Here is a 24,582-nt window from a genome sequence, read left to right as displayed (position 1 = left end):
GCTTAAGTAAGGCTTTACTTTAAAGCTTTACTTCAGAGCTTCACAGACAGGCGTTGCAATGTTGATTTAAGAGCTTCGTTATCGGCATCTTTTGTTTTGGCTTCGTGCCAGAACTTGCGGGCTTCGTCTTTTAAGCCTTTTGCCCAGAGCACTTCGCCCAGATGTACGGCAATCTCAGCGTCAGGGCGCAATTTGTAGGCGCGACGTAAGGCTTCTTCTGCTTCATCTAATCTTGCCAGACGGAATTTTACCCAGCCCAGGCTATCCAGAATGAAGGCGTCATCAGGCGCAAGCTGTGCCGCTTTTTCGATGAGCGTCAAGGCTTCATCCAGGCGAATATTGCGGTCTGCCAACGAATAACCTAGTGCGTTGTAGGCATTTTGGTTGTTCGGCGCCAAAACCATCACACGTTTAAGGGCGACTTCCATTTCTTCCGTTTTTTGCTGGGATTCAGCCAACATGGCGTAGTCGTATAATAAATCTGTGTTGTCAGGAAAACGTTTTAGCGCGTCCTCTAACACAGTAGTCGCCTCTGCTGGCATGCGGGCATCCCGCAACAATTGCGCATCTACTTGCGCCAATTGTGCTTCCTCGACCTCATTGCCAGCTTTGTAATCGCGCAAAAACTGGCGTGCCTCGCTTAATTTGCCTTGCTTCGCCATCAATTGCGCGCGTCTTATCTGGGTGCCAAAATAGGCACTGTTTTTGCCGTCGTAAGAATCTACTTTGGCTAGCCATGTTTCTGCGGCTACGTAGTCTTCACGGTCTATTGCGATTTGTGCCAGATTGATTAAAGCGGGGGTTGGGTCCCGTTCCTCGCTTGGGTTGGCTTCCAGCTCGTTGAGGTAGCGTGTCAGATAACGTTCTGCCATTTGATTATGACCGGGTTTTTTGCTATCCATGGCGAGCACGCCTAAGGTGTATAGCACGGTCACATCATTCGGTTTATCTCTCAGCAATTCCTCAAATTCCAACGTGGCTTTGTCTAACTGGTGTAGGTCAATCAAGATGCTGGCATGCGCAAGACGCACATCTCTGGCTTGCGGATTTTTTTCTAGAAAGGCAGCCATCGCCTTAATTGCATCAGTTTGTTTAGACGCTTGCGCGATGGTCAGGATGGCGAGTTGTGAGTCTGGCTTTGCCTGCAAAACCAGCTCTGCCTCAGCCACTGCACGCTTGTTGTCGCCATGGGCATATGCACCTTGCGCCAGCGCCAAATGGGCTTCTGGTCGGTCTTTGTAAGGCGCGAGGATTTCTTCCAGTGTATCGAAAGCGGCATTTTTATCTCTTGCACGCAGGAGCAAACGCTGTGCTTGCAGCATTAATACGGCATATTGTTTAGGATCGGCAGCGCGCAGTTTTTCCGTGAAAACGTTCTGGATTTCAGCCAGATTATTATTCATCACCATAAAGCCGAGGTAATACTGAGTTGCCTCGCTAGAGTTCGGTGATAATTCCCGCCACAGCCGGATCGCGGTCAATGACTCGCCAGGTTGTTTTACGGTGAGCGCAATCTCAGTTGCGCGTCGTGCCAGACGTGGATCGCGGGTTTGCTGCGCGACGCTGAGTATGGTGACGTAAGCAGCTTGCCAGTTGCCCCGCTGGAAGGCGATTTCAGCGGTCAAAATTTTGTACAGCAATTCATCGGTTAAGGCGACTGTGGGCAAGTTCTCCTGAATTGCAGGCATAGAATTGCCATCGTCGGTATTTTCTGCCGCCAAGGCGGCTTGCGCCGCAGCACTTGCGCCAGCGGCCTGATGTGCGTCGTCCGTGGCACTATTTAAGGGAGAAAAACCAGAACATGCAGAAAGCAAACTCGCCGTCACAATGGCAGCAGTAACTATGCGCAGAGCCGTTACAATACGAGACTTAATTAAGTTCGCTGAATTAGCCAAATCAGTTAAATTCGTCGCAGTTGAAAAAACCGCTGGAGCAGTAAGTGAGGTAAGTGAGTCAGCAGATTTGACGTTGTCAGATTCAGCCACAGATGCAAAAATAGTTTTCAAAGCATTATCCAAGATTGACTGATGATGCTCGATTTTACGCTCAAGCCGTTATTGCGTGGTAAAGCTTCTCGTGTCAAATTGTAATGGCGCGGACTCTTGGGGGCAGGATTGCTTACTTAACCATCTCGATTCCATTGCGCACCATCGCACTGCATTGCAATGTAAAGTGCACTCCTAAATCATCAAAACACGCAAACAGTTATCTATGCCAGAACTCCCAGAAGTAGAAGTCACCCGACGCGGTGTCGCACCCCATTTAGAAGGGAAGCAAGTAACGCAAGTGCTAATGCGACGTGCGGGTTTGCGCTGGCCTTTTCCGGTAAATTTACCAGCGCTGCTGCAAGGCCAAACTATTCTGGCTGCTGGCCGTCGGGGTAAATATCTGCTGCTGCATTTTAAGCACGGCACTTTATTGATTCACTTAGGAATGTCAGGACATTTACGGGTTATCCCCACGCAAACACCACCGCAAAAGCATGATCACATCGATATTGTGGTTGGTGCGCAAGCCTTGCGCATGACGGATCCCCGACGTTTTGGAGCGGTGCTTTGGCATGATGCAGCCGATGGCGATGTTAACCAGCATTTGTTGTTGCGGGCTTTGGGCGTGGAGCCGCTGGAAGAGCAGTTCAGCGCAGAATTGCTTTACCGGCAGACGCGCCAGCGCCCCGCGGCGATTAAACAAGTGTTGCTGGCAGGCGATATTGTGGTCGGCGTAGGTAATATTTATGCATCTGAAAGCCTGTTTCGCGCCAGAATTAACCCTAAGACGGCAGCCAACCGCATTAGCCTTAAACGATATCAGTTACTAGCTGAGGAAATTCGGCTCACTTTGGCCGCTGCGATTGCGCAAGGTGGCAGTAGTTTGCGGGATTTCATTGGTGTTGATGGTCAAACAGGCTATTTTCAGCAGACATATTTCGTATATGATCGTGCTGAAGACGCTTGTCGTGTATGTAAGTCGCCAATACGACAGATTAAGCAAGGTCAACGCAGTACTTTTTACTGCACAAATTGTCAAAAATAGGTCAAAGTGCTAGATTCTAGGCAACCATAATAATTATTTGAGGGCAACATGAGCAATCTGGTTCAAAAATTCCAGGAATACAGTGACTGGCGCAAAGGTGTCGTGAGTGCGTTAGAGCAGTATCGCGCATGGATACATGGATCGGATATGGCCGATGCCGCCAGTGATCAGCGCATCTCGCGTTTGCTGGAAAGATTGGTCGATGACAAACTAACCATCGCTTTTGTTGCAGAATTTTCACGCGGCAAATCAGAATTAATTAACGCGATTTTTTTCGCGGATTACGGACAGCGCATTTTGCCATCGTCCGCCGGTCGTACCACGATGTGTCCGACTGAGCTGTTGTATGACGAGACTATTCCACCATGCATCCGCCTGTTGCCGATAGAAACCCGCAAAGAAGCACAATCCACTAGCGACTACAAAGGCCAGCACCATGTCTGGACCGTATTGCCGCTAAATATCAGCTCTGGGGATGGCATGCTAGAGGCTTTTAAACAAGTGAGCCTGACCAAACGGGTATCGATAGAAGAAGCCAAATCCTACGGTTTGTTTGATGAAGACGATCCTGATGCTGCTTTAGAAATTGATGAAAATGGCCTGGTCGAGATTTCTCAATGGCGTCATGCGATTGTGAATTTCCCGCATCCATTGCTCAAAGAAGGTTTGATCATTGTCGATACTCCAGGCCTAAACGCAATCGGTACCGAGCCTGAGCTGACACTGAATTTAATCCCCAACGCGCATGCCGTATTGTTTATTCTGGCTGCCGATACCGGCGTTACTAAAAGCGATATTGACGTCTGGCGCAATCATATTGGCGGCGGTCCTGGCCGTATGGTCGTGCTCAATAAGATTGATAGCATGTGGGATGAGCTGCGCACTGCAGACGAGATAGAAGCCCAAATCAAACATCAGATCAGTACTGTTGCACATAATTTATCGCTGGACGAAAAACAAATTTTCCCGGTGTCAGCGCAAAAAGGCCTGGTCGCTAAAATCAACAAAGATGCGCCATTATTAGCCAAGAGTCGCCTGCCGACCTTGGAATATGCACTCTCTAAAGAACTGATCCCCTCCAAGCAAGACATCATCCGCGCCCAGATGACGACGGACATCAATGAAATCACCGGTGCGCAGCAAGCGATTATTTCTGCCCGTACTCGCAGCGTGGTAGAGCAAATGATGGAGCTGAAAAGTTTGCGCGGCAAGAACATCAACGTGATTGAACACATGATGCGCCGGATCGATGCAGAGAAAAAAGAATTCGATGCCAGCCTGATCAAGATGCAAGGAACACGTGCCGTATTCACCCGCTTATCGACCGAGGTATACACCAGTTTGGGTATGGATATTTTGCGTGAAGAAATTCGTAAATCCAGAGAAGCCATGCAGAAGAGTAAATTTTCTACTGGCCTGAAAGATGCAGTCAGACAGTTCTTTAGTAATATCAAATTTAACCTGCAAGCATCGAATAAAAAGACGGATGAGATTTCTGAAATGATGACCATCATGTACAGAAAATTTTCGACCGAGCATGGCCTTGCCTTGTCCGCGCCGATGTCATTCTCTTTAGACAAATACATCCAGGAAGTCGCTTCAGTCGAGGCCGTATTCCAGAAGCAATTCAGTACTATGACCTTGCTGACGACGTCACAGGTTGCGCTGATGCAGAAATTTTTTGATTCTATTGCAGCGCGCGTGAAGCAAAGTTTTTTACAGGCGAACCGGGATGTAGAGGCGTGGCAAAAAGTCGTCATGGCACCGCTAGAAGCGCAAATCCGCGAGCACAAAGGTCAGCTCAAAAATCGTATGCAGTCGATACAGCGCATTCATGTGGCGACCGATAGTCTGGAAGAAAAAATTAGTTCTTTTGAAGCGATGCAAGCCGAGATGGACGCTAAAAAGAAAGCCTTGAGCGCCTTAGAATTGAATTTGAAAAATGCGCTTTTAGCAGAATTGAGCGCACTCAAGGTTGCTTAACTTAATATCGCTGATTGCCGCTGAGGGATTTAAGTTAAGCGCTTTAAAACATCTTAAAACGTTTTAAAGCGCAGTATATGTTTTAGCCCCTTCCTTCTTACTAACTTAACACGAGCTTTAATGATGTTTGGTACTCAAGATCTCGCGTTATTTATTGTCTCTGGCCTGTTGCTTAATCTTGTCCCAGGCCCCGATTCTTTGTTGATCATGACGCGCAGTGCCAGCCAGGGCTGGCGTGCTGGTTCTGCTGCGGCTTTAGGAATTGGCACCGGTACTTTTGTACATATTTTTGCCGCAGCAATGGGTTTGTCGGCAGTATTGGCAAGCTCTGCTGCGGCTTTTACGATCGTCAAGTTATTCGGCGCAGCGTATTTGTTGTACGTCGGAGTCGGGCTTCTGCTGGCAAAAAGCGCAACTGCCAGCGAGCTTGACACACCCGTAACAAAGTCGCCAGATCTGAGTTACAAGACCATATTCCAGCAAGGTTTTTTGACCAACGTACTGAACCCAAAAGTAGCGGTATTTTTTTTGGCTTTTGTACCGCAATTTATCGCAGCATCTGCATCGAATAAAGCGCTGGCGTTTATTGTGCTGGGCTGTATTTTTAATTTCAACGGCATGCTGTGGTGTCACTTTTTAGCAGTCTCGACTGCAGTAGCCAGCAAGCGTGTGCGCGTGAATAAGACGGTCTCAGCCTGGCTCAATCGCCTGATCGGCGCGATGTTTGTTTCTTTTGGAATCAAGCTTGCATTAAGTAGCAAATAAGCAGCAATCAATCATCAACTGCCAAATCCCGTGATATAGATCTGTTTTTGAATATACTCTTAGTGAGTATATTTAATCGTCCAGGGTTTAACTGGACGATAGGGCATATTTATGAAAAATGCGGGGGAGTATGCTCAATAAGTCCTTGTTTGACCTTGAGTTAGCCTAGTGATCTTGATTGCGGGAACTCAGGATTGCAGACCCTAAAGTGTAAGAAAAACTCAACCGCAATTTCAAGCTCTGTTTCAACATCAGTCGCAAGCCGATCAATGATTCTCCAGCAAACTCTTTAATTGATCCGAGCGGGAAGGGTGGCGTAATTTTTTCATCGCCTTGGCTTCGATCTGGCGGATGCGCTCACGCGTGACTTCAAATTGTTTGCCGACCTCTTCCAAAGTGTAATCCGTTGCCATCTCCAGACCAAAGCGCATCCGCAAGACCTTGGCTTCGCGCGGGCTGAGTGAGTCTAAGACTTCTTTGAGTTTTTCTTGTACCGAGGCTTGCATGGCGGCGGCCATGGGTGACAGCGTATTGTTATCCTGAATAAAGTCGCCTAATTGTGAGTCGCCATCGTCACCGATCGGTGTATCCATGGATACCGGTTCTTTGGCGATCTTCATGATCTCGCGTACTTTGCTTTCGGACATTTCCATCTTCTCGGCAATGATTGCCGGATCAGGTTCCAGGCCATTTTCTTGCATCAATTGACGTTTGATGCGATTCATTTTATTGATGGTTTCTATCATGTGAACCGGTACGCGGATAGTGCGCGCCTGATCCGCAATCGCTCTGGAAATCGCTTGCCGTATCCACCAGGTTGCATAGGTAGAGAACTTATAGCCGCGACGATATTCAAACTTATCGACCGCTTTGAGCAAACCGATATTGCCTTCCTGGATCAGATCAAGGAATTGCAAACCACGGTTAACATATTTCTTGGCGATAGAAATAACTAGACGCAAATTCGCCTCTGTCATCGCACGCTTGGCATCGGCTGCGCGCTTCTCACCTGCGATCATTTGCTTATTAATTTTGCGCAGATCGCTTAGAGGCAATGCGACTTTTTCTTCCAGCGTGATGAGTTTTTGTTGCAGCTCATTGGCGGCATGGATATGACGACGGATTAGCAGGCTATATGGCTGCTCTGCATCCATTTCATCCTCTAACCATTGGGTATTGGTCTCGTTGCCGAGGAAACTGGTGATAAAGTGCTGGCGCGGCATGCCACATTTGTTGACTAATAAATCCTGAATTTTTTTCTCGATCTGACGCAGTTCCAACATCTGTTTGCGTAAGGTGTCGCATAGTTTTTCTATCGTCTTGACTGAAAAGCGGATACCTAATAATTCTTGCGCGATGCTTTGTTGTGCTTTGACATAGACCGCGTCATTGGTATTCCTGGCGCTGCGCATTTTCTCAAACTGTGCGGCGATCACGGCAAGTTTTAACAAGACGGCATTTTTAAGTTGCAGTAATTGCTCTTCGCTCACCGCGTCATTGCTGACGGCATCATCTTCGTCTTCTTCATCCTGATCATCTTGCTCGTCACTGCTGACGTTGCTGACAATGGCGGACTGAATCAGATCTTCATTCGCGTTGGGGTCCATCAAGCCATCAACGATGTCGTCGATCTTAGTTTCATCCTTAGCGATTTTTTCTGCGATGGCTAGCAGTTCTGCAATCGTGCTTGGGCAGGCAGAAATGGCTTGCAGCATATCTTTCAAGCCATCTTCAATACGCTTGGCGATTTCTATTTCGCCGCTGCGCGTCAGCAATTCAACGCCACCCATTTCACGCATGTACATACGCACAGGGTCGGTGGTGCGACCAAAATCGGCATCGACGGTGGACAGGGCTGCGGCTGCGGTGGCTTCTGCTTCATCATCGCTGACGGCATTATTGACGCTGTCTGTCAGCAGCAATAAGGTCGCATCGGGTGCGCGGTCATACACTGCCACACCCATGTCGTTGAGTGTACTGATGATGCTCTGAACCATTTCTGGATCAGACACATCTTCTGGCAAATGGTCATTGATTTCGGCATGCGTGAGGTAGCCGCGATCTTTGCCGATATTGATGAGCTTGGTGAGTTTTTTACGATAATGCTCTAACTGTTCTGCTGATCTTGCCGCGTTGGCGCTACCAGAGTTGCCGGTGCCGGCTTTTCTGGCCTTGGCTCTGGCAACGGATTTCAGTTCAGCAGACTCAACCGCGTTTAAGGCGCGGATTTCTTCATTCTCGAATTGAAATTCGCTAGGCTTTCGACCACGTTTAGCGGCTTCTTTGACGCTTGGAAAGGTGTAGCTTGAGGTATCTATGCTCTCTAACGCGGACAGTTTGGATGTTGCTGAGGCTGCTGATACTGTCGATACTGCTGATACTGTTGGCGACACAGATGCCACCGGTGTTACTGATATTGCCGAGGTCGGCGAAATGATGGTGACTGGTGCGACGGCTAATTTTTCTCGTTTCGCATCGGGTCTTCCATCTGACATCGACTGCAATACCGGTTTTGGCGGCGTTGTTACTTTTGCTGGGCTAGCTTGGGTCCACACACGCGGCGCACGTTTTTCACTGATACTGACATTGCTCGCGCCCTGTTTTGTTGTCGATCCTGCTATCGCATTGGAGTTGGCAGCGTCTGGCTTAATTTCAGCGCTGGTTTGATCGCTAGGGTTTTCTATATTTTGCCCAGTCGTTACTGATGTATCTAGTGTCTTATCCAGCGTTTTTTTCAATAAACGTGAGGCCGATTTCTTGATCACGACGACAGGTGGTTTGTTGTCTGAAGTCGTGCTGGCTGCGTAGTAATCTGCAAACGGCTCGTCAATGACCGTTACTGCTTTAGCCATCGCTTCTGCTGGTTCTGCCAGCAATGGCGTGGCTGGCGTGGTCTGCGGCAAACTGCTCGCTACTGCAGGCTCAAACATGGCAAGCGCATCGCTAATCTGGGCGATGACTTCTGGTGCAGGGACGATGAGTTGAGCTGACATCTCCATGTTGGCTGGTAACGGCGCATCTTCCGCAGTCGTTGGCTCGATAACGATGATGATGTTTGCATCGGCGTCAGCATTAGCGGCTTTCTCAATCGCGGCACTACGTTCTGCTTCTGCCAATGCCACTTCTGATTCTGCAATTACTTCCGGTAATACTTGTGGCAAGGCCGGCGCTAATTTCGAGCGGCGTTTGGTAATCACAGTCACCGGTGCCGTGATAATGGTTGGTGTGGCATCGCTAAGAATTTGTTCGTGTACCGCAGTTTGTACCGCAATCATCTTGGTCTGCACTTGCGCCGAACCCGGATGTTGCATGGCTGACGCGTCCTTGGCAGGACGGCTTTTAATCCCTAGCGTGAGAGTGGATGCGCTTTTTTGAAGAGTGATACGAGTGGAGTCAGTTGAATTATTTTTCATTGAGCAAAATCTAGTACAGCAACAAATTCTTATTAATCTGCTAAGTCCACGATATTAAAGATGAAAAAAGCCCGCTGATGAAAGCGGGCTTTTTTATTCATCCGAGGACTTGGAGAATCGAAGCGCGGATTATCCTCGGCTTCATCTTTCTTTGCAAGCAGAGATGCTGATTTTTCGACTAAATTTGCCTTTATTTTCAGCATCTGCCATCGCAGGCAGTAATCGGCTGAAATTGACTCGACCATTGCCTCAACTTGATATTGTTTCTACACCAGTTTGATACGGGGAGGGTAGTTGCTCGAGTCTTCCAATTGCTGATTGGATTAGCCCAACTTGTCTGGCCAGTCTTATGCTGACGATTAGTTTTTTTTAATCATTTTATGTTGAGGGTTTTAATATACTCCCCTTAAAAATTAATATAAATACCGTATTGTCCAATTAATATATGGACGATTAATAAATACATATAGGGAGTATGTTTAATATGTCCGCACGAGCTATGTTTAAAAAGCCGCCGGGGAAGTAGCTTAACCGCGATAAGTAAATTGCCCTCAAAAGTGCATCCGCCATCAACTCAAACCCCAATAGAAATTCTCGGTTGAAAATCGTTTTTACATTTGACAGAAAGTTTCCGAAAAAAGCTTTTATACTCATCGCAGATTATTTTTAGAACCAGTTCAATGAAACCTCGCACCACTGCTAAGTCCATTCCGCCCACTTCGCCGGCCATGCTAGATCAGGCGGCATCCAAGTACCACGACCCCAGTTTTTCTCATGCCGTGATTGCTTGGCAAAAACAGCATGGCAGGCATCATTTGCCGTGGCAGCAAAGCCGGGACGCTTATCGCGTCTGGTTGTCTGAGATTATGTTGCAGCAGACCCAGGTGGCGGCGGTGATCCCTTACTATCAGCGATTTTTAGAGAGTTTTCCGACGGTGTTTGCTTTAGCCGCTGCGCCTGCTGAAGAGGTGATGGCGCACTGGAGTGGCTTGGGCTATTACACCCGGGCGCGCAATTTGCACCAATGTGCCAAGGATGTGGTGGCGAATTATGCCGGGCAGTTTCCGTCAGACCCTGCTTTATTGCAGCAATTACCCGGGATTGGTCGCTCCACTGCGGCAGCGGTGGCGGCGTTCTCTTACGGCACCCGTGCGGCGATTATGGATGGCAATGTCAAACGGGTTTTTGCCCGGGTATTCGGGATTACTGGTTATCCGGGGATTAAGACAATAGAAGACGATTTGTGGTTGCGTGCACAAGCCTTGTTGCCAGAAACGGATATCCAGGCCTACACACAAGGTTTGATGGATTTAGGCGCGACGCTGTGTACCCGCAGCAGACCTGATTGCCCTCGCTGTCCTTTGCAAGCATCTTGCGTCGCTTATGCGCAAGGCCGCACCGCTGAATTGCCAACCCGCAAACCGAAAAAAGAACCAAAAGAAAAGCATACTTTGATGCTGGTGCTACGGCATCAGGGACGAGTCTTGCTGGAGCAACGGCCTGACAGCGGCATCTGGGGCGGCTTGTTGTCGCTGCCCGAACTGGACGGCATGCAGGAATTAAATCCCGACAGTCCCATGGGTGATTTGCTGGACTTTAGCAGCACTTTGCCAGAGCAAAGTTTGGCGGCAAAACAAGTAGCAAATCAATTTGGGGAAGTGACAGATATCCGGCAATTGCCAGGATTTTTACATGGGTTTACCCACTTCAAATTACATGCGCAAGTGCTGCAATTTAATCTGGCGCAGCTCGCATCCCAAGTCGCCGAATCGCGTTATGTCTGGCTGGATTTAAGGCAGGTGGGACAAGCCGCTTTACCAGCGCCGGTGAAAAAATATTTAATGGAACTTTGATGCCGGTATTTTGATCCGAGTTTTATGATGTTTCATCGCATTAAAATTGATTTCATCGCAAGCTTGCCGAATTGAATAAGAGCGGCGCAAACTTAGGTCTGTACTACAAGAGTCCTCGATAAAAGTATAAATAAAGACATGAATAGAAGCGCTTCATGTTGTAGCCTTGCTTTTTACAAATGCCGCTACATTTACAGTATTATTTTTAGAAATTTAAAACAGATGAACTTGCTTAACTCCGTCGCTAATATCAGTTGTCGTGTGGGTTTTGGCCTTGCCTTCATGCTGGCGAATTCCGTTGCTGCATCAGCTCAATTGTCAGCGCAAGTGTCAGCTGAAGTATCAGCTGAAGTATCAGCGCAAACTCTTGCTGAAATGACCGCTAGAGTCAAGACCAGCTCTTGCCGTATTGCTGATTATCCGCAAGAGGTGCAATGTGGTCAGATTCAGCGTCCGCTTGACCCTGCTCAGCCCGCAGGTAAAAAAATTACTGTGCATTTCGTTGTGGTGCCCTCGCAAGATAAAAACAAATTAAGTGATGCGGTCTTTGTCCTCGCAGGCGGACCAGGGCAAAGTGCCATCAATGCTGCGGCTTGGGGGCAGACAGTATTAGGGCGTTTAAATCGTCGCCGTGATTTGGTCTTTGTCGATCAGCGCGGGACAGGGCAAAGCGCACCGCTGCAATGTCCAGAGCTAGAGAACGGTGGCGATCTGGCAGATACCAACGGTACCGTAAAGTTAGCACTTGCTTGCATGAAGAAATTGCAGGCCTTGCCCTATGGTGACTTGCGGTTTTTTAGTACCAGCATCGCAGTACAAGATTTGGAGGCAGTGCGGCTTAGCCAGGCTTACGGAAAAATCAATTTGGTTGGTGCATCCTACGGGACGCGAGTCGGCTTAGAATTTTTGCGCCAATATCCACAATCTGTCCGGCGTTTAGTGATTGATGGCGTCGTGCCGCCCGACATGCGCTTGCCTGCTGCAGACGCGCAAAAGGCCCTAGACGGCGTCTTCGCAGATTGTGCTAAAGATGCGCGTTGCAACAAGGCTTATCCTGATCTGGCCGCGTGCTGGAAAAAATTATTAGCGAGTCTGCCGCAATCCGTCACGGTAATACATCCACGTCTGGGCAATAAAATCCCGGTCACGATCAGTCGCGATACCTTGCTGAGTTTGGTGCATAAAACTTTGTATGCGCCTACCAGTGCAGCCGCTTTACCCTACGCGTTGACGCAGGCCGAGCAAACTAATTATGCGCCTCTGATTACCTTAAGCGGCGCACTGGGTTTGCCTTCTCCTTTGGGCATTGCTTATGGTATGCATTTTTCAGTCTGGTGTGGTGAAGCGTATGCTCATCCAATACTGAAACCCGCTAGCGATGATTTTGAAAAACTCATGGACGGCATGTATGGGGCGGTCTGCGCCAACTGGCCGCATGCCGTAATTCCGCCAGCTTTTTACACCATTCCAGTCAGTCCGGCACCGGTGTTGTTACTCAGTGGCGGCATCGATCCGGTAACCCCTACCCGCCATGGCGACAGCGTCGCTAAAGCGCTTGGTGCAAATGCTCGCCACATCACGATAGACAATGCAGGCCATGGTTTGTTATCGCAAGGATGTGTGCGTGATGTGGTGTATCGCTACTTCAATGCCAAAGAAGATCAGGACGCGATTAAGGTCGATGCGAAATGTGTACACCAGATCCCGCGACCGTTAGCGTGGCAAGCTCCGGCTATTACTTTGCCCACCACGCCGATGCCAGAAACAGTAGCGCCGCAAGGAGCCAAGCCATGATCATCGTCCATGATTTACACAAAGCCTTTGTACGTCAGGGTAAGCCAAAATTTGCCTTCAACCTCAATTTTGGTAAGCGTCAGCAAGAAATGGTGAAGGCAGTTGATGGTGTTAGTTTTACCGCAAGCGATGGTGCGATTACTGGCTTGTTAGGTGCTAACGGTGCCGGCAAAACGACAACTCTGCGTATGGTAGCGTCGCTGCTGGAATCTGATCGTGGCGAGATTTCAGTTGACGGTATTAAGGTCAGAGCCGGTCAGCAAGGCACACAATCCAATATGGGTATTTTGTCCGATGCGCGTGGACTGTATCCACGTTTAACCGCACGTGAAAATATTTATTACTACGGCACCTTGCATGGCATGTCGCGTAGTTTGATTGAGCAACGTACTGATCAGCTTGCTCATTGGCTGGAGATGACAGCATTACTGGACCGGCGTACCGATGGATTTAGTCAGGGCGAGAGAATGAAAACTGCTCTAGCGCGGGCTTTAATTCACAACCCTAAAAATATTATTCTGGACGAACCGACCAATGGTCTGGATGTGGTTGCCACCCGTGCACTGCGTGATTTTTTACGTTGGCTAAGATCGCCGGAAGGTGGCGGTAAGTGCATCATTTTTTCTACTCATATCATGCAAGAAGTTGAACGTTTGTGCGATCAGGTGGTAATCGTTGCACAAGGGCGCAATGTGGCGAAAGGCACGGTGGCGGAATTGTTACAGCAAGCGGAGGAACCGAATTTTGAAGACGCGTTTGTCAAGCTAGCTTTTTTAAATCGTGAGACTAATTCAGCAATTAGTTCAGCAACTAAGCCAGCGATTAGTTCAGAAATTAATTCAGCAATAGCGACGGAGAGGACATACTGATGAAAGCCATGCTCGCTATTTTTCGTAAAGAAATGATGGATGCTATGCGCGACCGCCGTGCCTTGCTCATCGTCATTTTTAGCTCGCTATTTTTAGTGCCAATGCTGCTGGTCATTATGTCCGAGGTCTTGTCACAAGTGGAGTCTCAAGAAGAGAAAAGATCGGTGCTGGTAGTTGGTATCAACAATGCGCCCAGCTTAGAAAATTTCATTTTGCGGCAAGGTTATAAAGTCAAGCCTGCGCCGGCAGATTATGTCGCCAAATCCCGTAGTAAAGAATTGGATCAGCCGGTGTTATTGGTCCCGGATGGTTTCGATGAAAAGCTGGCAGCGGGTCAAAAAGTGACTTTAGAAATCGCCTACGACACGTCTAACAAGCAAGCTGAGTTTGGTTTGCGGCCGCTGAAAAGAATTTTAGATGCTTATACCCAGGAAGGTGCGGTGATGAGCTTAATGATGCGGGGTGTATCGCCAGAAATCTTGCAATTGATTGAAGTGAAAGAGCGTTATTTAAGCCGCCCCGAAGAGCGTAAAGACAGCATTACCAGCATGTTGCCGATGGCGATGTTAATGGCAATTTTGATGGGCGGCATGTACGCCGCGATTGACGCCACCGCTGGCGAGCGCGAGCGTGGATCGCTGGAGCCCTTGATGATGAACCCGGTCTCTGGCTGGCAATTGGCGGTTGGCAAATGGGGCGCGGTGGCGACGGTCAGTATGTTAGTTGTGGTGCTGACGGTACTGAGTTTTTTTCCGTCGCAATGGCTGATACGTAATGAGACCTTGCGGGCTTTATTCCAGTTCGGGATCAAAGATGCACTGGGATTCTTATTGGTCTTGTTGCCCTTAGCCGCTAGTCTGGCAGCCGTACAGGTAGCGATTGCGCTAGATTGTAAAAGCTATAAAGAAGCCCAAGTCCGTAATCAAATGTTTATTCTTGTGGTGAACATGGTACCGATGATGATGTTATTTTCAACCGGACCAGAACCGACCTGGTTCCGCTGGGTTCCGGTACTGGCACAAAACCAGATGATGAATAAAGTCTTAAAAGGTGAGGCCTTGAGCATGGTCGTAACCATGATTGCACTTGGAGTTTGTGTTGCCTTGACGATCGCCAGCTTGTCGTATGTGGCGCAGAAAATGCGGCGTGTGGTGATGGCTTAGGGCTGTAGTTTAGATTAATCCAATATACTCCCCCATAAATTTCAATAAAACGGCTTATTGTCCAATGATTATATGGACGATAAATAATACATATGGGGAGTATTTATTATTGGCAGAAAGAATCTGCTGTCGCGTTGCGCTTACATTGCGACGGTATTATTCCTCAACACAACTATGTTATCTGCGTTTTAGGAGTGATCATGGACTAGCAGAAAAGCTGGATTTGATTAACCCAACCGGCGATGTCTTACCAGAACTTGCTCTGCGCTCTTAAAATAATCAGCTAATTTTTCCACCATAAATACCGAGCGATGCTGGCCCCCGGTGCAACCAATCGCTATCGTCAGATAGCTGCGGTTATCGTGTTTAAACGAGGGTAGCCATTTTTCTACAAACTGTCGTATGTCCTCATACAAATCATGCACGACTGCCTGGCCGTTTAAATAGTTGATGACCGGAAGATCGCGGCCGGTTAATGCACGCAGATCCAAGTCGTAATAGGGGTTAGGCAGCATCCGTACGTCAAACACAAAATCAGCATCTAGTGGGACGCCGACCTTGAATGCAAACGACTCAAACATCAGCACTAAGGGTGCATGTTCTATTTGGACGACATGTTTAACCCATTCGCGCAACTTATTGGCGCTGAGATTGGACGTATCAATAACATGCGACAGAAACTGAACTGTTGCCAGGATTTCGCGCTCTTCCTGAATACATTCCATCAGACTAAGGCGATCACCTAAAGCAGGATTTTTTTGCAGACGATGAGAAAGAGGATGGGTGCGGCGAGTTTCAGAAAATCTTGCTACCAGTGATTCGGTGCTGGCAGTTAAAAACAAGATTTTGACTATGTGACCTTCACTACGCAATTTTTGAACCGTATCCGGCAAACTGGTCAGCAGATGGGCACTGCGCGAATCAATCGCCATCGCTGCTGATTGTATGCCTTCGCTAATCAGGGTGCTGACTAACTCTGGTAACAAGCTGGGTGGTAGATTATCGACACAATAAAACCCCGCATCTTCTACAACATTGAGCGCAACTGATTTGCCAGAGCCAGAAATACCAGAGATAAGTATGATGTGCATGATGGTCAGATTGGTGGGGAATCAATGTCTGTATTTTGACACTGATTTCAAATGTTATCTGACATTTAACTACATCTTGTCCCGGGGATGTACTGTGTTCGCACTGAACTTTATGTCGAGCTGATGTCGAACATTGCGGTTTGTTAAGAATGATTCGAATCTTCATTCATGGCACGACGCTGTCGCTCCATAAAATCTTCTAATGTATTGATACCGCGTAATTGCAAGATAGTGTTACGCACCGCGGCTTCCAGCAGTACCGCAATGTTTCGTCCAGCGGCGACTGGGATAACGACTTTGCGTATGGGTAATCCTAAGACTTCCTGGCTAGGAGAATCAATCGGCAGACGTTCGTAATTTTCTTCCAGCGTACTGCGTTTGACCAGATGCACAATCAGCTTGAGGCGCATCTTGCGACGCACGGCGGTTTCACCAAAAATTGCTTTGATATCGAGCAGACCAAGGCCACGTACTTCCAGTAAATTTTGTAATAATTCCGGACAGCGACCTTCTATCATATTGGGAGCGATACGCGAAAATTCCACCGCATCATCTGCCACCAGTCCATGACTGCGGGAGATCAGCTCTAGCCCCAGTTCGCTTTTACCCAGGCCAGATTCGCCTGTGATTAATACGCCAACTCCAAGCACATCCATAAACACGCCATGCATAGTCGTGCGTTGTGCCAGCTTTTTGGACAGATAAACGCGTAAAAAATCGATTACCTGTGCAGAAGGTAAGGGGGTAGAAAACAGGGGAATATTATTGTCGTCGCAGGTGGCCAGAATCGCTTGCGGCGTTTCTAATCCTTGTGCCACGATCAGTGCCGGTGGCGCACCGGCAATCAATTCTTTAATCAAATTACCGCGTGAATGCGATGGTAATCGATGGAAGTAGGCCAGTTCTTGATGCCCTAGCACCTGAATACGGCCGGGATGGATAAAGTTAAGATGACCAACCTGATCCGCAGAAGAGGTGGCGTCGCCCGTAATTTGTTTATCACCGCCAGAGAATCCGGCAAACCAGCCTAACTGCATTGCATCCCGATTGTCATCAAAGATTTTTTGTATAGTCAGTTCGGTCAGTAGTGGCATGGTAGCTTGATTAAAATCAATGGGAGGGACGTGGACAACAACGACAACAAAGCGCAATTACCGCAGGTTGGCGCTTTGATTTGCCAAGCTAGACAAATTCAGACAAATTGTGGATTTGGCTGCCAGGCGATAATTTTTTCATAAATAGCACCGGCGCTGACTTCACTGTTGAGCGTATCCCGAAATGCCTCGTTGGATAACATTTCAGCAACTTCAGACAATATCTCCAGATGTTGCTGCGTCACATTGTCTGGCATCAGCAGAAAAATCAAAATGCTGACTGCTTGTCCATCTGGAGACTCGAAAGGAATTGGCTCTGCCAAGCGCACAAATGCCGCAATCGGCGCTTTTAATCCCTTGATACGACCATGCGGAATAGCAACACCATGACCAAGCCCGGTTGAGCCCAGACGTTCTCTGGCGAACAGGTTATCCGAGACGGTAGAGCGAGCAATACTGCAATTATTTTCAAATAACAGGCCAGCTTGTTCAAAGGCTCTTTTTTTGCTGGACACTTCTAAGTCCAGTAAGACGTTGGAGAGGGGGAGTATTTTCGCAATGTTTGTCATGACGCAAGATCTGTATTTCAGCAAAATGGTGCGATGCACAAGAGGCGCATCTGGCAAATTATAGGCTTCTTTTCTTTGTCTGCCTAATTGACAAAAATACTAACAAAAGCTTTAACAGAAACGCTAAGAGAAATTGTTGAAAAACGGATAAAACTTCTAAAGTAAGCTTAAGACCGCATGACGAAAAGCTTTGGTCGGTTTAGCGCGTATGACTGATCAACAATTGTTCAAACTCGTCTTTTGGCAGCGGCTTACTAAAATAATAGCCTTGCATTTCCTGGCAACCAGATTCTGTCAGGAAAAACATTTGCTCCGCTTTTTCTACACCTTCGGCCGTAACACTCATACCCAGCGCATTCGCCATCGCAATAATGGCGTGCGTCAAAATCACAGAATCCTGATTTTCTGGAATCTCGCGGATAAACGAACGATCAATTTTCAGATTATCAATCGGGAAGCGTTGCAGGTAAGACAGTGACGAGAATCCAGTGCCAAAGTCGTCCAGTGAAATGCTAACACCCAATTTTTTAATCGCTGCAAATACTGGCAACAACAGGTCAATTTCACCCATTAATAAGCCTTCGGTAATCTCTAGTTGCAACGCATTCGCAGGTAAGTTGGTTTCCTCTAACACCTGATGGATAAACTTCACCAGACTAGGATCTTGGAATTGACGTGGCGAAATATTGACGCTGACGACCAGATCTGGGATGAGAGTATCGCGCCATACTTTGGTTTGTTTGCAGGCTTGTTCTAAAACCCAGCGACCAATAGGCAGGATCAAACCAATTTCTTCTGAAATCGGGATAAAGTCCGTTGGCGGGATTAAGCCAGATTCTGGCATTTGCCAGCGTATCAGTGCCTCTGCACCCAGTATGCGTGAGGTGCTCAAGCAGACTTTTGGCTGGTAATATACCAAAAATTCTTCCTCGATCAGGGCGCGACGTAAGTTTTTCTCTAAGGTATAACGATGCTGGGCGCGGACATTCAATTCGGTGGTGAAGAACTGGTAGTTATTCCGTCCTAGTTCCTTGGCGTAATACATGGCGGAATCTGCGCTGCGCAGCAAGGTCGGTGCGTCGTCTGCGTCATGAGGGAAAATGCTAATGCCGATTGATGTACCAAGGTGGTATTCGTTACCATCGATCAAGAACGGCTCACGCATTTGCGCGAGTACGCGCTCAGCCAGCTCTTTTAAATGCAAAGCGGTATCAAAAGCTTCTGCCACAATCACAAATTCATCGCCACCCAAGCGGGTTAGCATGTCGGTAGTGCGGATACACGAGTTAAGTCTGGTCGCTACATCTTTCAATAGATTATCGCCAGCCGCATGTCCGGCAGTGTCATTCACATTTTTAAAGCGATCCAAGTCCAGAAATAATACAGCGACTTTATGCTGGTTATGCCTCGCGTTAAACAAAGCATGCTGCAAACGCTGATGGAGTTGATGCCGGTTCGGCAAGCCCGTCAGTGCATCGTGGGACGCAATATATTGCAACTGGCGCTGAGTTTCTCTGACCTCTGTGGTATCCGTAAATGAGATTAGGACGGCAGTCGTCGCTTTACTACTGATTTGACTGATCGGTAAAACATTCACGACTAACCAGGCAATAGAACGGTCACGCAGTTCCAGCCCTATAGATAAATTCAGGATGGGTATATTGGTACGAAACACCTTGGAGACTAAATCGTCTCCCATTTTTTGTTCTGTGCCATCTTCATTGATAATGCGCTTGAAGTAGCGATGACGACGACCGGCATTTTGCGCATCATTCGAATTGATTTTTAAAATTCGCATGGCGCTGGGATTGCAGGTCAGAATTTGTCCGCCAGGAGCAACCACCATAATACCTTCAGTCAGATTAGTGACGACAGAGCGGTAGCGCTGTTCGCTTTCTTCTAGACTTTGCTCCATGTTTTTTTTGTCGATTGCTAAAGCAATCAGATCGGTCGCATCTTTGATTAATGCTTGCTCATCCTCACTAGGGCTACGTTTGGTGTGGTGGTAAATATCTACCGTTCCAAGTACCACATTAAACGCAGTAGTAATTGGCACTGACCAGCAAGAGCGCAAGCCATGCTTAAGCGCTAGTTTCCGACCGTGCTCCCAAAGCTGATTATGTGCGATATCGTCCACCACAATAATTCTGTTGTGGTGGATTGCCGCCGGGCCCGATCCGTTACGCAAACCAATCGGAAGTGATTCTATGGAGACGCAAAATTCTGCGGGCAGTGATGGCGCTGCGCCCAGCTGCAAGCTTTGATTACGCTCATCAAACATCATGATGGCGCATAGTGCTTCATTATCCAGCAAGCGTTCCATGCGATCACAAACATCTTGCAAAATATGTGCAAGCGGTTTGTCCAGAGCAATCATTTCGAGGATTTCTTTCTCGTGATGTAAAGCTTCATGAACACGACTAGATTTGTGTCTGGTTACATACTTGAGGGTGTTTGAATCAGATGTTGCTAAATCCGATGTGGAGACGTTTTTATTTTCTCGCACCACCAGTTGTATTGCGGCTTTGGATTGATATGAAAAATACGCGCCACGTACATCTATCTGTCGATATTCGCCATCCATTTGTCTACACTGACATATTTGCGTAGCGCAATCTGCTTGTAGTACTAGCTGTTGATCTAGCAAGTGACTTAAAGACTGAGTTTCAGAGGAGGACGCAGACAGAGATGCACCGCTGAGTTCAACTGGTAGCAATAAAAACTCGCTTGCCTTTTTACCCAGAACTTGCGTAGCGGATTCTGCTTTCAATAAAGTGATACCAGCGATGTTGGTATAGACCAATATCTCATCAATAAACACGTAAATCGCGTCTGGATGATGTTCTAACAGCGCAGCTTGCCAATCATTACTATTAGCAATGTCATTTTTCGTACTGCTTAACTTGGCTATGGAACTCACAACAATATGGCTGAGGCTGAAATATTAATTATTGGCTAATGTAACCGATGCACGGCAGTGTCACAACTACTTAAGATCAAATCGGACGAATACCAACAGTACATCGCCATTTCCCTTATTTTTTGACAGGCGCGGCACATAAGCGGCCATGACTTTGCTGCTTCTTGTGCCGATTGATGCTACTGGCAATACGATAGGGAATGGAAAATGGTGAAAGTAGTCAGCACGACTGATCAACAGTGTTGTGTATCCAAGCCCCGCCTCAAGCGGCCCCAGAGGTTTCATCCATTGGTAAGCATAGCCTGCCATCAATTGTGGTTTGTAATGAGAGTCGGTAATGCCTAGCGCATACAAAGATTCTTCATTATCTTTAGCATCCCGGATTTGCTTGCTAAAACCCATACCCCAAGCATCTTCGTTTAATTCGGCAATTCGCTCACGTGTATAAGTGCCCCGACCATGATGTGCGTAGCCGGAAAGCATAATGGATAAATCTCCCTCGTCCATTATTTTATGTGCTTTGGCTTCCGAGTCAGATTTAAATCGTTGCCACCAGCTCATATCTTCTGCTGATTTCGGCGCTGGCATTGTTGCCGCAACGTCTGTTGGTAGCACGTCTGGCGTTTCTGACGCTATTGCTGGAGCACTTGCGCAGATGCCCGCAATACTGAAGTAAAGAAAAAGGCTAGTTTTTTTAAAAATAGAGTTCAACATAGTGAGAAAATTAAGGTTAAAAATTATTGATATGCCTTAAGAATAAGCATTATTGGAGTACCTTACTGGCATCAATTACTGACGTGCATTCCTTGCGTTGGGAGGCTTTTGACCTGTGCTGAAATTGCTACGCCATGGATTAATATCTAGTCCGCCGCGTCGGGTATAGCGCGCATAGACCGATAATTTTTGCGGTTTGCAATGCTGCATGATGTCGCAGAAGATGCGCTCTACACATTGTTCGTGGAATTCGTTATGGTCGCGAAATCCGATTAGATATTGCAGCAGACTCTCCTGCTCGATTTGTGGTCCTACATAGCGGATTTGTACGCTGCCCCAATCCGGTTGTCCGGTCACCAGACAATTTGATTTGAGCAGATGAGAGACTAAGGTTTCTTCCACGGGAACAGATTCTTGATTGGCTTTGAGCAAAGATGGATTCGGTGTGTAGCTGCTGACCTCAATATCTAACCTGTCCAGCAAACTACCTTCCAACTCCAGCATCTTTAATTGTCCAAACTGTTCTGCCAAGGTCAGTGTGACATGCACCGGCGCACCAAAACCGGCAGACAAATCGGCTTGTAGCAAACTGATTAAAGCGTCTGCACCTGCTAACTTGGTTTGATTGAATGAGTTGAGATAGAGCTTAAAGGATTTGGATTCAACAATATTGGGCGAGTCTGCCGGCACGCTGATGGTGGCAATTGCCACTTGGGGTTTGCCACGCAAATTGAGCCACGAGACTTCATAAGCATTCCAGATATCCAGACCAAAAAAGGGCAATGTGTTGTTATGAATGCCAATTTCTTCCCGCTTGCCAGCGCGCGCAATGGGGAAAAGCAAACTAGCGTCGTAATCCGACTGATATGTCGCAGGCTTGCCCAACAATGATTGCTCGGGGGAGTCCGGTGCTGGATTGATCGGTAAATTTTGCTTGGAGTCTGGTTTTGGTTCTGTCATAGCATCAAATTTTGTAACGTTGGCATCACGTTGGTATCAATATAGATCGTTAAATTAACCCAAAAACAACTGGTAGGCTGGGTTACTGCTTTCATCCCAATAGCGGTAGCCCAGCGAGTTGAGGAATTCTTTGAATGCCTTCATCTCCTTCTTTGGAACCTGCAAACCGACTAAAGTTCGTCCGTAATCCGCGCCATGGTTACGGTAGTGGAATAAGCTGATATTCCAGTTCGGTGCCATGCTATTTAAAAAGCGCATTAATGCACCCGGACGCTCTGGAAATTCAAAGCGGTACAGTAATTCATTCTCCGCCAGCGCACTTTTGCCGCCGACCAGATGACGAATATGCAGCTTCGCTAATTCATCATGTGTCAGATCGAGCGTAGGAAAACCATGTTTGACAAAATTCTTGGCGATTTTGCTGGAATCGTCCCGGTTACTGACTTGGATGCCGACAAAAATATGCGCGGCTTTTTGATCGCTGATACGGTAGTTGAATTCCGTCACATTGCGTGCGCCGACCAGTTCGCAAAAACGGCGGAAACTACCGCGTTCTTCCGGGATCGTCACTGCGAATACAGCTTCGCGCGCTTCACCGACTTCAGCGCGTTCTGCCACAAAACGCAGGCGGTCGAAGTTCATATTCGCGCCGCAAGCGATAGTGACTAAAGTTTCATTCTTCAGCGGTTTTTTGCTCGCTTTGGCGCGTTCAATATACGCTTTGCAGCCAGCAACGGCTAAGGCACCGGCGGGCTCTAAAATACTGCGTGTGTCTTGAAATACGTCCTTGATCGCCGCGCAGATTGCGTCAGTATCGACCAGGATGATGTCATCGACCAGCTCTTTGGTGATACGGAAAGTTTCTTCGCCGACTAATTTGACGGCTGTGCCGTCGGAGAACAGGCCAACGTCGTTTAAAGTAATGCGTCGACCGGCTTTGACGCTGCGTGCCATGGCGTCGGAATCAACCGATTGCACCCCGATGACTTTGATGTCCGGGCGCACGGCTTTGACATAGGCTGCAACGCCAGAAATCAAGCCGCCGCCGCCAATTGCGACAAAAATTGCATGGATAGGCTGTGCATGTTGGCGCAAAATTTCCATTCCTACCGTACCTTGGCCGGCGATGACATCAGGGTCATCAAATGGATGAACGAAGGTCAGTTTCTGCTTCTTTTCCAATAAAACCGCTTGCGCATAAGCATCGCTATAAGAATCGCCATGTAAGACGATGTCAACATTGCTGCCGCCAAATGTACGCACTGCATCTATCTTCACCGGTGGCGTGGTGGTTGGCATCACGATCACCGCTTTGCAATTGAGCTTGGCGGCAGACATCGCAACACCCTGCGCATGATTGCCAGCAGACGCACAAATCACCCCACGTTTTAATTGTGCTGCGGTCAAATGTGCCATTTTGTTGTACGCACCGCGTATCTTAAAGCTGAAGACACTTTGCATATCTTCGCGTTTAAACAAAATTCGGTTTTCCATGCGAGCTGACAAGCTAGGGGCAAATTCCAGCGGTGTTTCAAATGCCACGTCATAGACGCGGGCTGTCAGGATTTTTTTAAGATAATCGGTCGTCATGGAGGTGGTGTTGGAGGTGATTTGACTTAGTCGGGGTAGTAAAAAAGCATAGAAATCATGCAAATAGCGTACAAAAACGATAGCAAATAGCATGTCATTATAATGGATGCCATATTTAAGACACTATAAGAACGCGACAAGAGCGCTGTTTAAGCAGCATGACGCACCATCACCCAACTACAGCAGCATCACAACAGCATCGGATTAGTATGATAGAGGCAGCGATTCATGGTTTATTAAATTTATTGGCACTGCCAGAAGTCGGGTTGACTTCGGTATTTTTGATTAGCTTTATCTCCGCTACTTTATTACCTCTGGGATCAGAGCCGGCTGTTTTTGCCGTGATTAAGGCGAATCCCAATTTATATTGGGCGGTAATGTTTGTCGCCACCGTCGGCAATACCTTGGGTGGCGTGGTCGATTATTGGATGGGCTATTACGCTAAAAAAGCGTTTGCCGCGGAACGCGATACCACTTGGTTTCGCTGGCTCCGGCGCTTCGGTGCTAAGACGATGTTACTTGCCTGGTTGCCAGGGATTGGCGATCCGATCTGCACCTTGGCCGGGTGGCTCAAACTCCCTTTTTGGCCCAGCGTGATGTACATGGCCATCGGTAAATTTTTGCGTTACCTACTAATGACCTGGCTATTGCTCAATGTTCCGGATGGTTTCTGGCGTGGACTGGCAGATTTGTTGGCATAAAAATCCTCCTGTCTCACAATAATTTGGTTCGATACCAATTTCAATACCAGTTCAATCCCATTGTCTAAGG

At 47.7% G+C, this 24,582-nt stretch carries 18 protein-coding genes; 8 read left to right on the top strand and 10 right to left on the bottom strand.

What is annotated here, in order from left to right; translation table 11 throughout:
* Positions 1-32: 32 nt before the first annotated feature.
* Entirely contained in the window at positions 33-2,006 is a 1,974-nt protein-coding gene (locus AAKU61_RS03350) for a tetratricopeptide repeat protein (RefSeq protein WP_354329652.1), read from the bottom strand.
* 205 nt (positions 2,007-2,211) lie between these two features.
* On the opposite strand from AAKU61_RS03350, the gene mutM reads away from it, so the two are divergent.
* The 3 genes from mutM (at position 2,212) to AAKU61_RS03335 (ending at position 5,781) form a co-directional block, all read left to right on the top strand.
* A complete protein-coding gene (mutM, locus tag AAKU61_RS03345; RefSeq protein ID WP_354329650.1) occupies positions 2,212-3,033 on the top strand; it encodes a bifunctional DNA-formamidopyrimidine glycosylase/DNA-(apurinic or apyrimidinic site) lyase in 822 nt (273 codons plus the stop codon).
* 48 nt (positions 3,034-3,081) lie between these two features.
* Complete coding sequence (locus AAKU61_RS03340) at positions 3,082-5,016, top strand: dynamin family protein (protein WP_354329648.1); 1,935 nt, start codon at positions 3,082-3,084, stop codon at positions 5,014-5,016.
* Between the two features lie 123 nt (positions 5,017-5,139).
* Positions 5,140-5,781: a LysE family translocator gene (locus tag AAKU61_RS03335; RefSeq protein WP_354329646.1), complete on the top strand. Its 642-nt coding sequence runs from the start codon at positions 5,140-5,142 to the stop codon at positions 5,779-5,781.
* Between the two features lie 266 nt (positions 5,782-6,047).
* Here AAKU61_RS03335 and rpoD read toward each other — a convergent pair whose 3' ends face one another.
* A complete protein-coding gene (gene rpoD / locus AAKU61_RS03330) occupies positions 6,048-8,276 on the bottom strand; it encodes an RNA polymerase sigma factor RpoD (RefSeq protein WP_354329750.1) in 2,229 nt (742 codons plus the stop codon).
* Positions 8,277-9,226: 950 nt separating this feature from the next.
* Positions 9,227-9,439: a 2-amino-4-hydroxy-6-hydroxymethyldihydropteridine diphosphokinase gene (locus AAKU61_RS03325; protein WP_354329644.1), complete on the bottom strand. Its 213-nt coding sequence runs from the start codon at positions 9,437-9,439 to the stop codon at positions 9,227-9,229.
* Between the two features lie 483 nt (positions 9,440-9,922).
* On the opposite strand from AAKU61_RS03325, the gene mutY reads away from it, so the two are divergent.
* The 4 genes from mutY to AAKU61_RS03305 all read left to right on the top strand — a co-directional run bounded on the left by mutY (position 9,923) and on the right by AAKU61_RS03305 (position 14,873).
* Positions 9,923-11,047, top strand: coding sequence for an A/G-specific adenine glycosylase (gene mutY, locus AAKU61_RS03320; protein WP_354329748.1), 1,125 nt, complete (start codon positions 9,923-9,925; stop codon positions 11,045-11,047).
* Between the two features lie 222 nt (positions 11,048-11,269).
* Positions 11,270-12,841, top strand: coding sequence for an alpha/beta hydrolase (locus AAKU61_RS03315; protein WP_354329642.1), 1,572 nt, complete (start codon positions 11,270-11,272; stop codon positions 12,839-12,841).
* Positions 12,838-13,710 carry an ABC transporter ATP-binding protein gene (locus AAKU61_RS03310; protein WP_354329640.1) on the top strand — a complete coding sequence of 291 codons (873 nt, stop codon included), beginning with the start codon at positions 12,838-12,840 and terminating at the stop codon, positions 13,708-13,710. The genes AAKU61_RS03315 and AAKU61_RS03310 overlap by 4 nt, the downstream gene beginning before the upstream one ends.
* Complete coding sequence (locus tag AAKU61_RS03305) at positions 13,710-14,873, top strand: ABC transporter permease (RefSeq protein ID WP_354329638.1); 1,164 nt, start codon at positions 13,710-13,712, stop codon at positions 14,871-14,873. Before AAKU61_RS03310 ends, AAKU61_RS03305 begins: the two co-directional genes overlap by 1 nt.
* A gap of 227 nt (positions 14,874-15,100) precedes the next feature.
* Here AAKU61_RS03305 and rapZ read toward each other — a convergent pair whose 3' ends face one another.
* From rapZ to ilvA, 7 genes are all read right to left on the bottom strand, one after another.
* Positions 15,101-15,964, bottom strand: a complete 864-nt coding sequence (gene rapZ, locus AAKU61_RS03300; protein ID WP_354329637.1) for an RNase adapter RapZ — start codon at positions 15,962-15,964, stop codon at positions 15,101-15,103.
* Between the two features lie 143 nt (positions 15,965-16,107).
* On the bottom strand, positions 16,108-17,058 hold the full coding sequence (hprK, locus tag AAKU61_RS03295; protein ID WP_354329636.1) for an HPr(Ser) kinase/phosphatase: 951 nt from the start codon (positions 17,056-17,058) through the stop codon (positions 16,108-16,110).
* A gap of 98 nt (positions 17,059-17,156) precedes the next feature.
* A complete protein-coding gene (locus AAKU61_RS03290; RefSeq protein ID WP_354329635.1) occupies positions 17,157-17,627 on the bottom strand; it encodes a PTS sugar transporter subunit IIA in 471 nt (156 codons plus the stop codon).
* Between the two features lie 199 nt (positions 17,628-17,826).
* Positions 17,827-20,547 carry a bifunctional diguanylate cyclase/phosphodiesterase gene (locus AAKU61_RS03285; RefSeq protein ID WP_354329634.1) on the bottom strand — a complete coding sequence of 907 codons (2,721 nt, stop codon included), beginning with the start codon at positions 20,545-20,547 and terminating at the stop codon, positions 17,827-17,829.
* A 66-nt stretch (positions 20,548-20,613) separates the two neighbouring features.
* Complete coding sequence (locus AAKU61_RS03280; RefSeq protein WP_354329633.1) at positions 20,614-21,261, bottom strand: hypothetical protein; 648 nt, start codon at positions 21,259-21,261, stop codon at positions 20,614-20,616.
* Between the two features lie 75 nt (positions 21,262-21,336).
* Positions 21,337-22,221 carry an NADPH-dependent 7-cyano-7-deazaguanine reductase QueF gene (queF, locus tag AAKU61_RS03275; protein ID WP_354329632.1) on the bottom strand — a complete coding sequence of 295 codons (885 nt, stop codon included), beginning with the start codon at positions 22,219-22,221 and terminating at the stop codon, positions 21,337-21,339.
* A 54-nt stretch (positions 22,222-22,275) separates the two neighbouring features.
* On the bottom strand, positions 22,276-23,904 hold the full coding sequence (gene ilvA, locus AAKU61_RS03270; RefSeq protein WP_354329631.1) for a threonine ammonia-lyase, biosynthetic: 1,629 nt from the start codon (positions 23,902-23,904) through the stop codon (positions 22,276-22,278).
* A 116-nt stretch (positions 23,905-24,020) separates the two neighbouring features.
* Here ilvA and AAKU61_RS03265 point away from each other — a divergent pair, with 116 nt between their 5' ends.
* Positions 24,021-24,512 carry a YqaA family protein gene (locus AAKU61_RS03265; RefSeq protein WP_322121195.1) on the top strand — a complete coding sequence of 164 codons (492 nt, stop codon included), beginning with the start codon at positions 24,021-24,023 and terminating at the stop codon, positions 24,510-24,512.
* Positions 24,513-24,582: the final 70 nt, after the last annotated feature.

The sequence above is a fragment of the Undibacterium sp. GrIS 1.2 genome (assembly GCF_040544435.1).
Taxonomy (GTDB): domain Bacteria; phylum Pseudomonadota; class Gammaproteobacteria; order Burkholderiales; family Burkholderiaceae_D; genus Undibacterium.
This window is presented reverse-complemented; position numbering and strand designations above follow the sequence as displayed.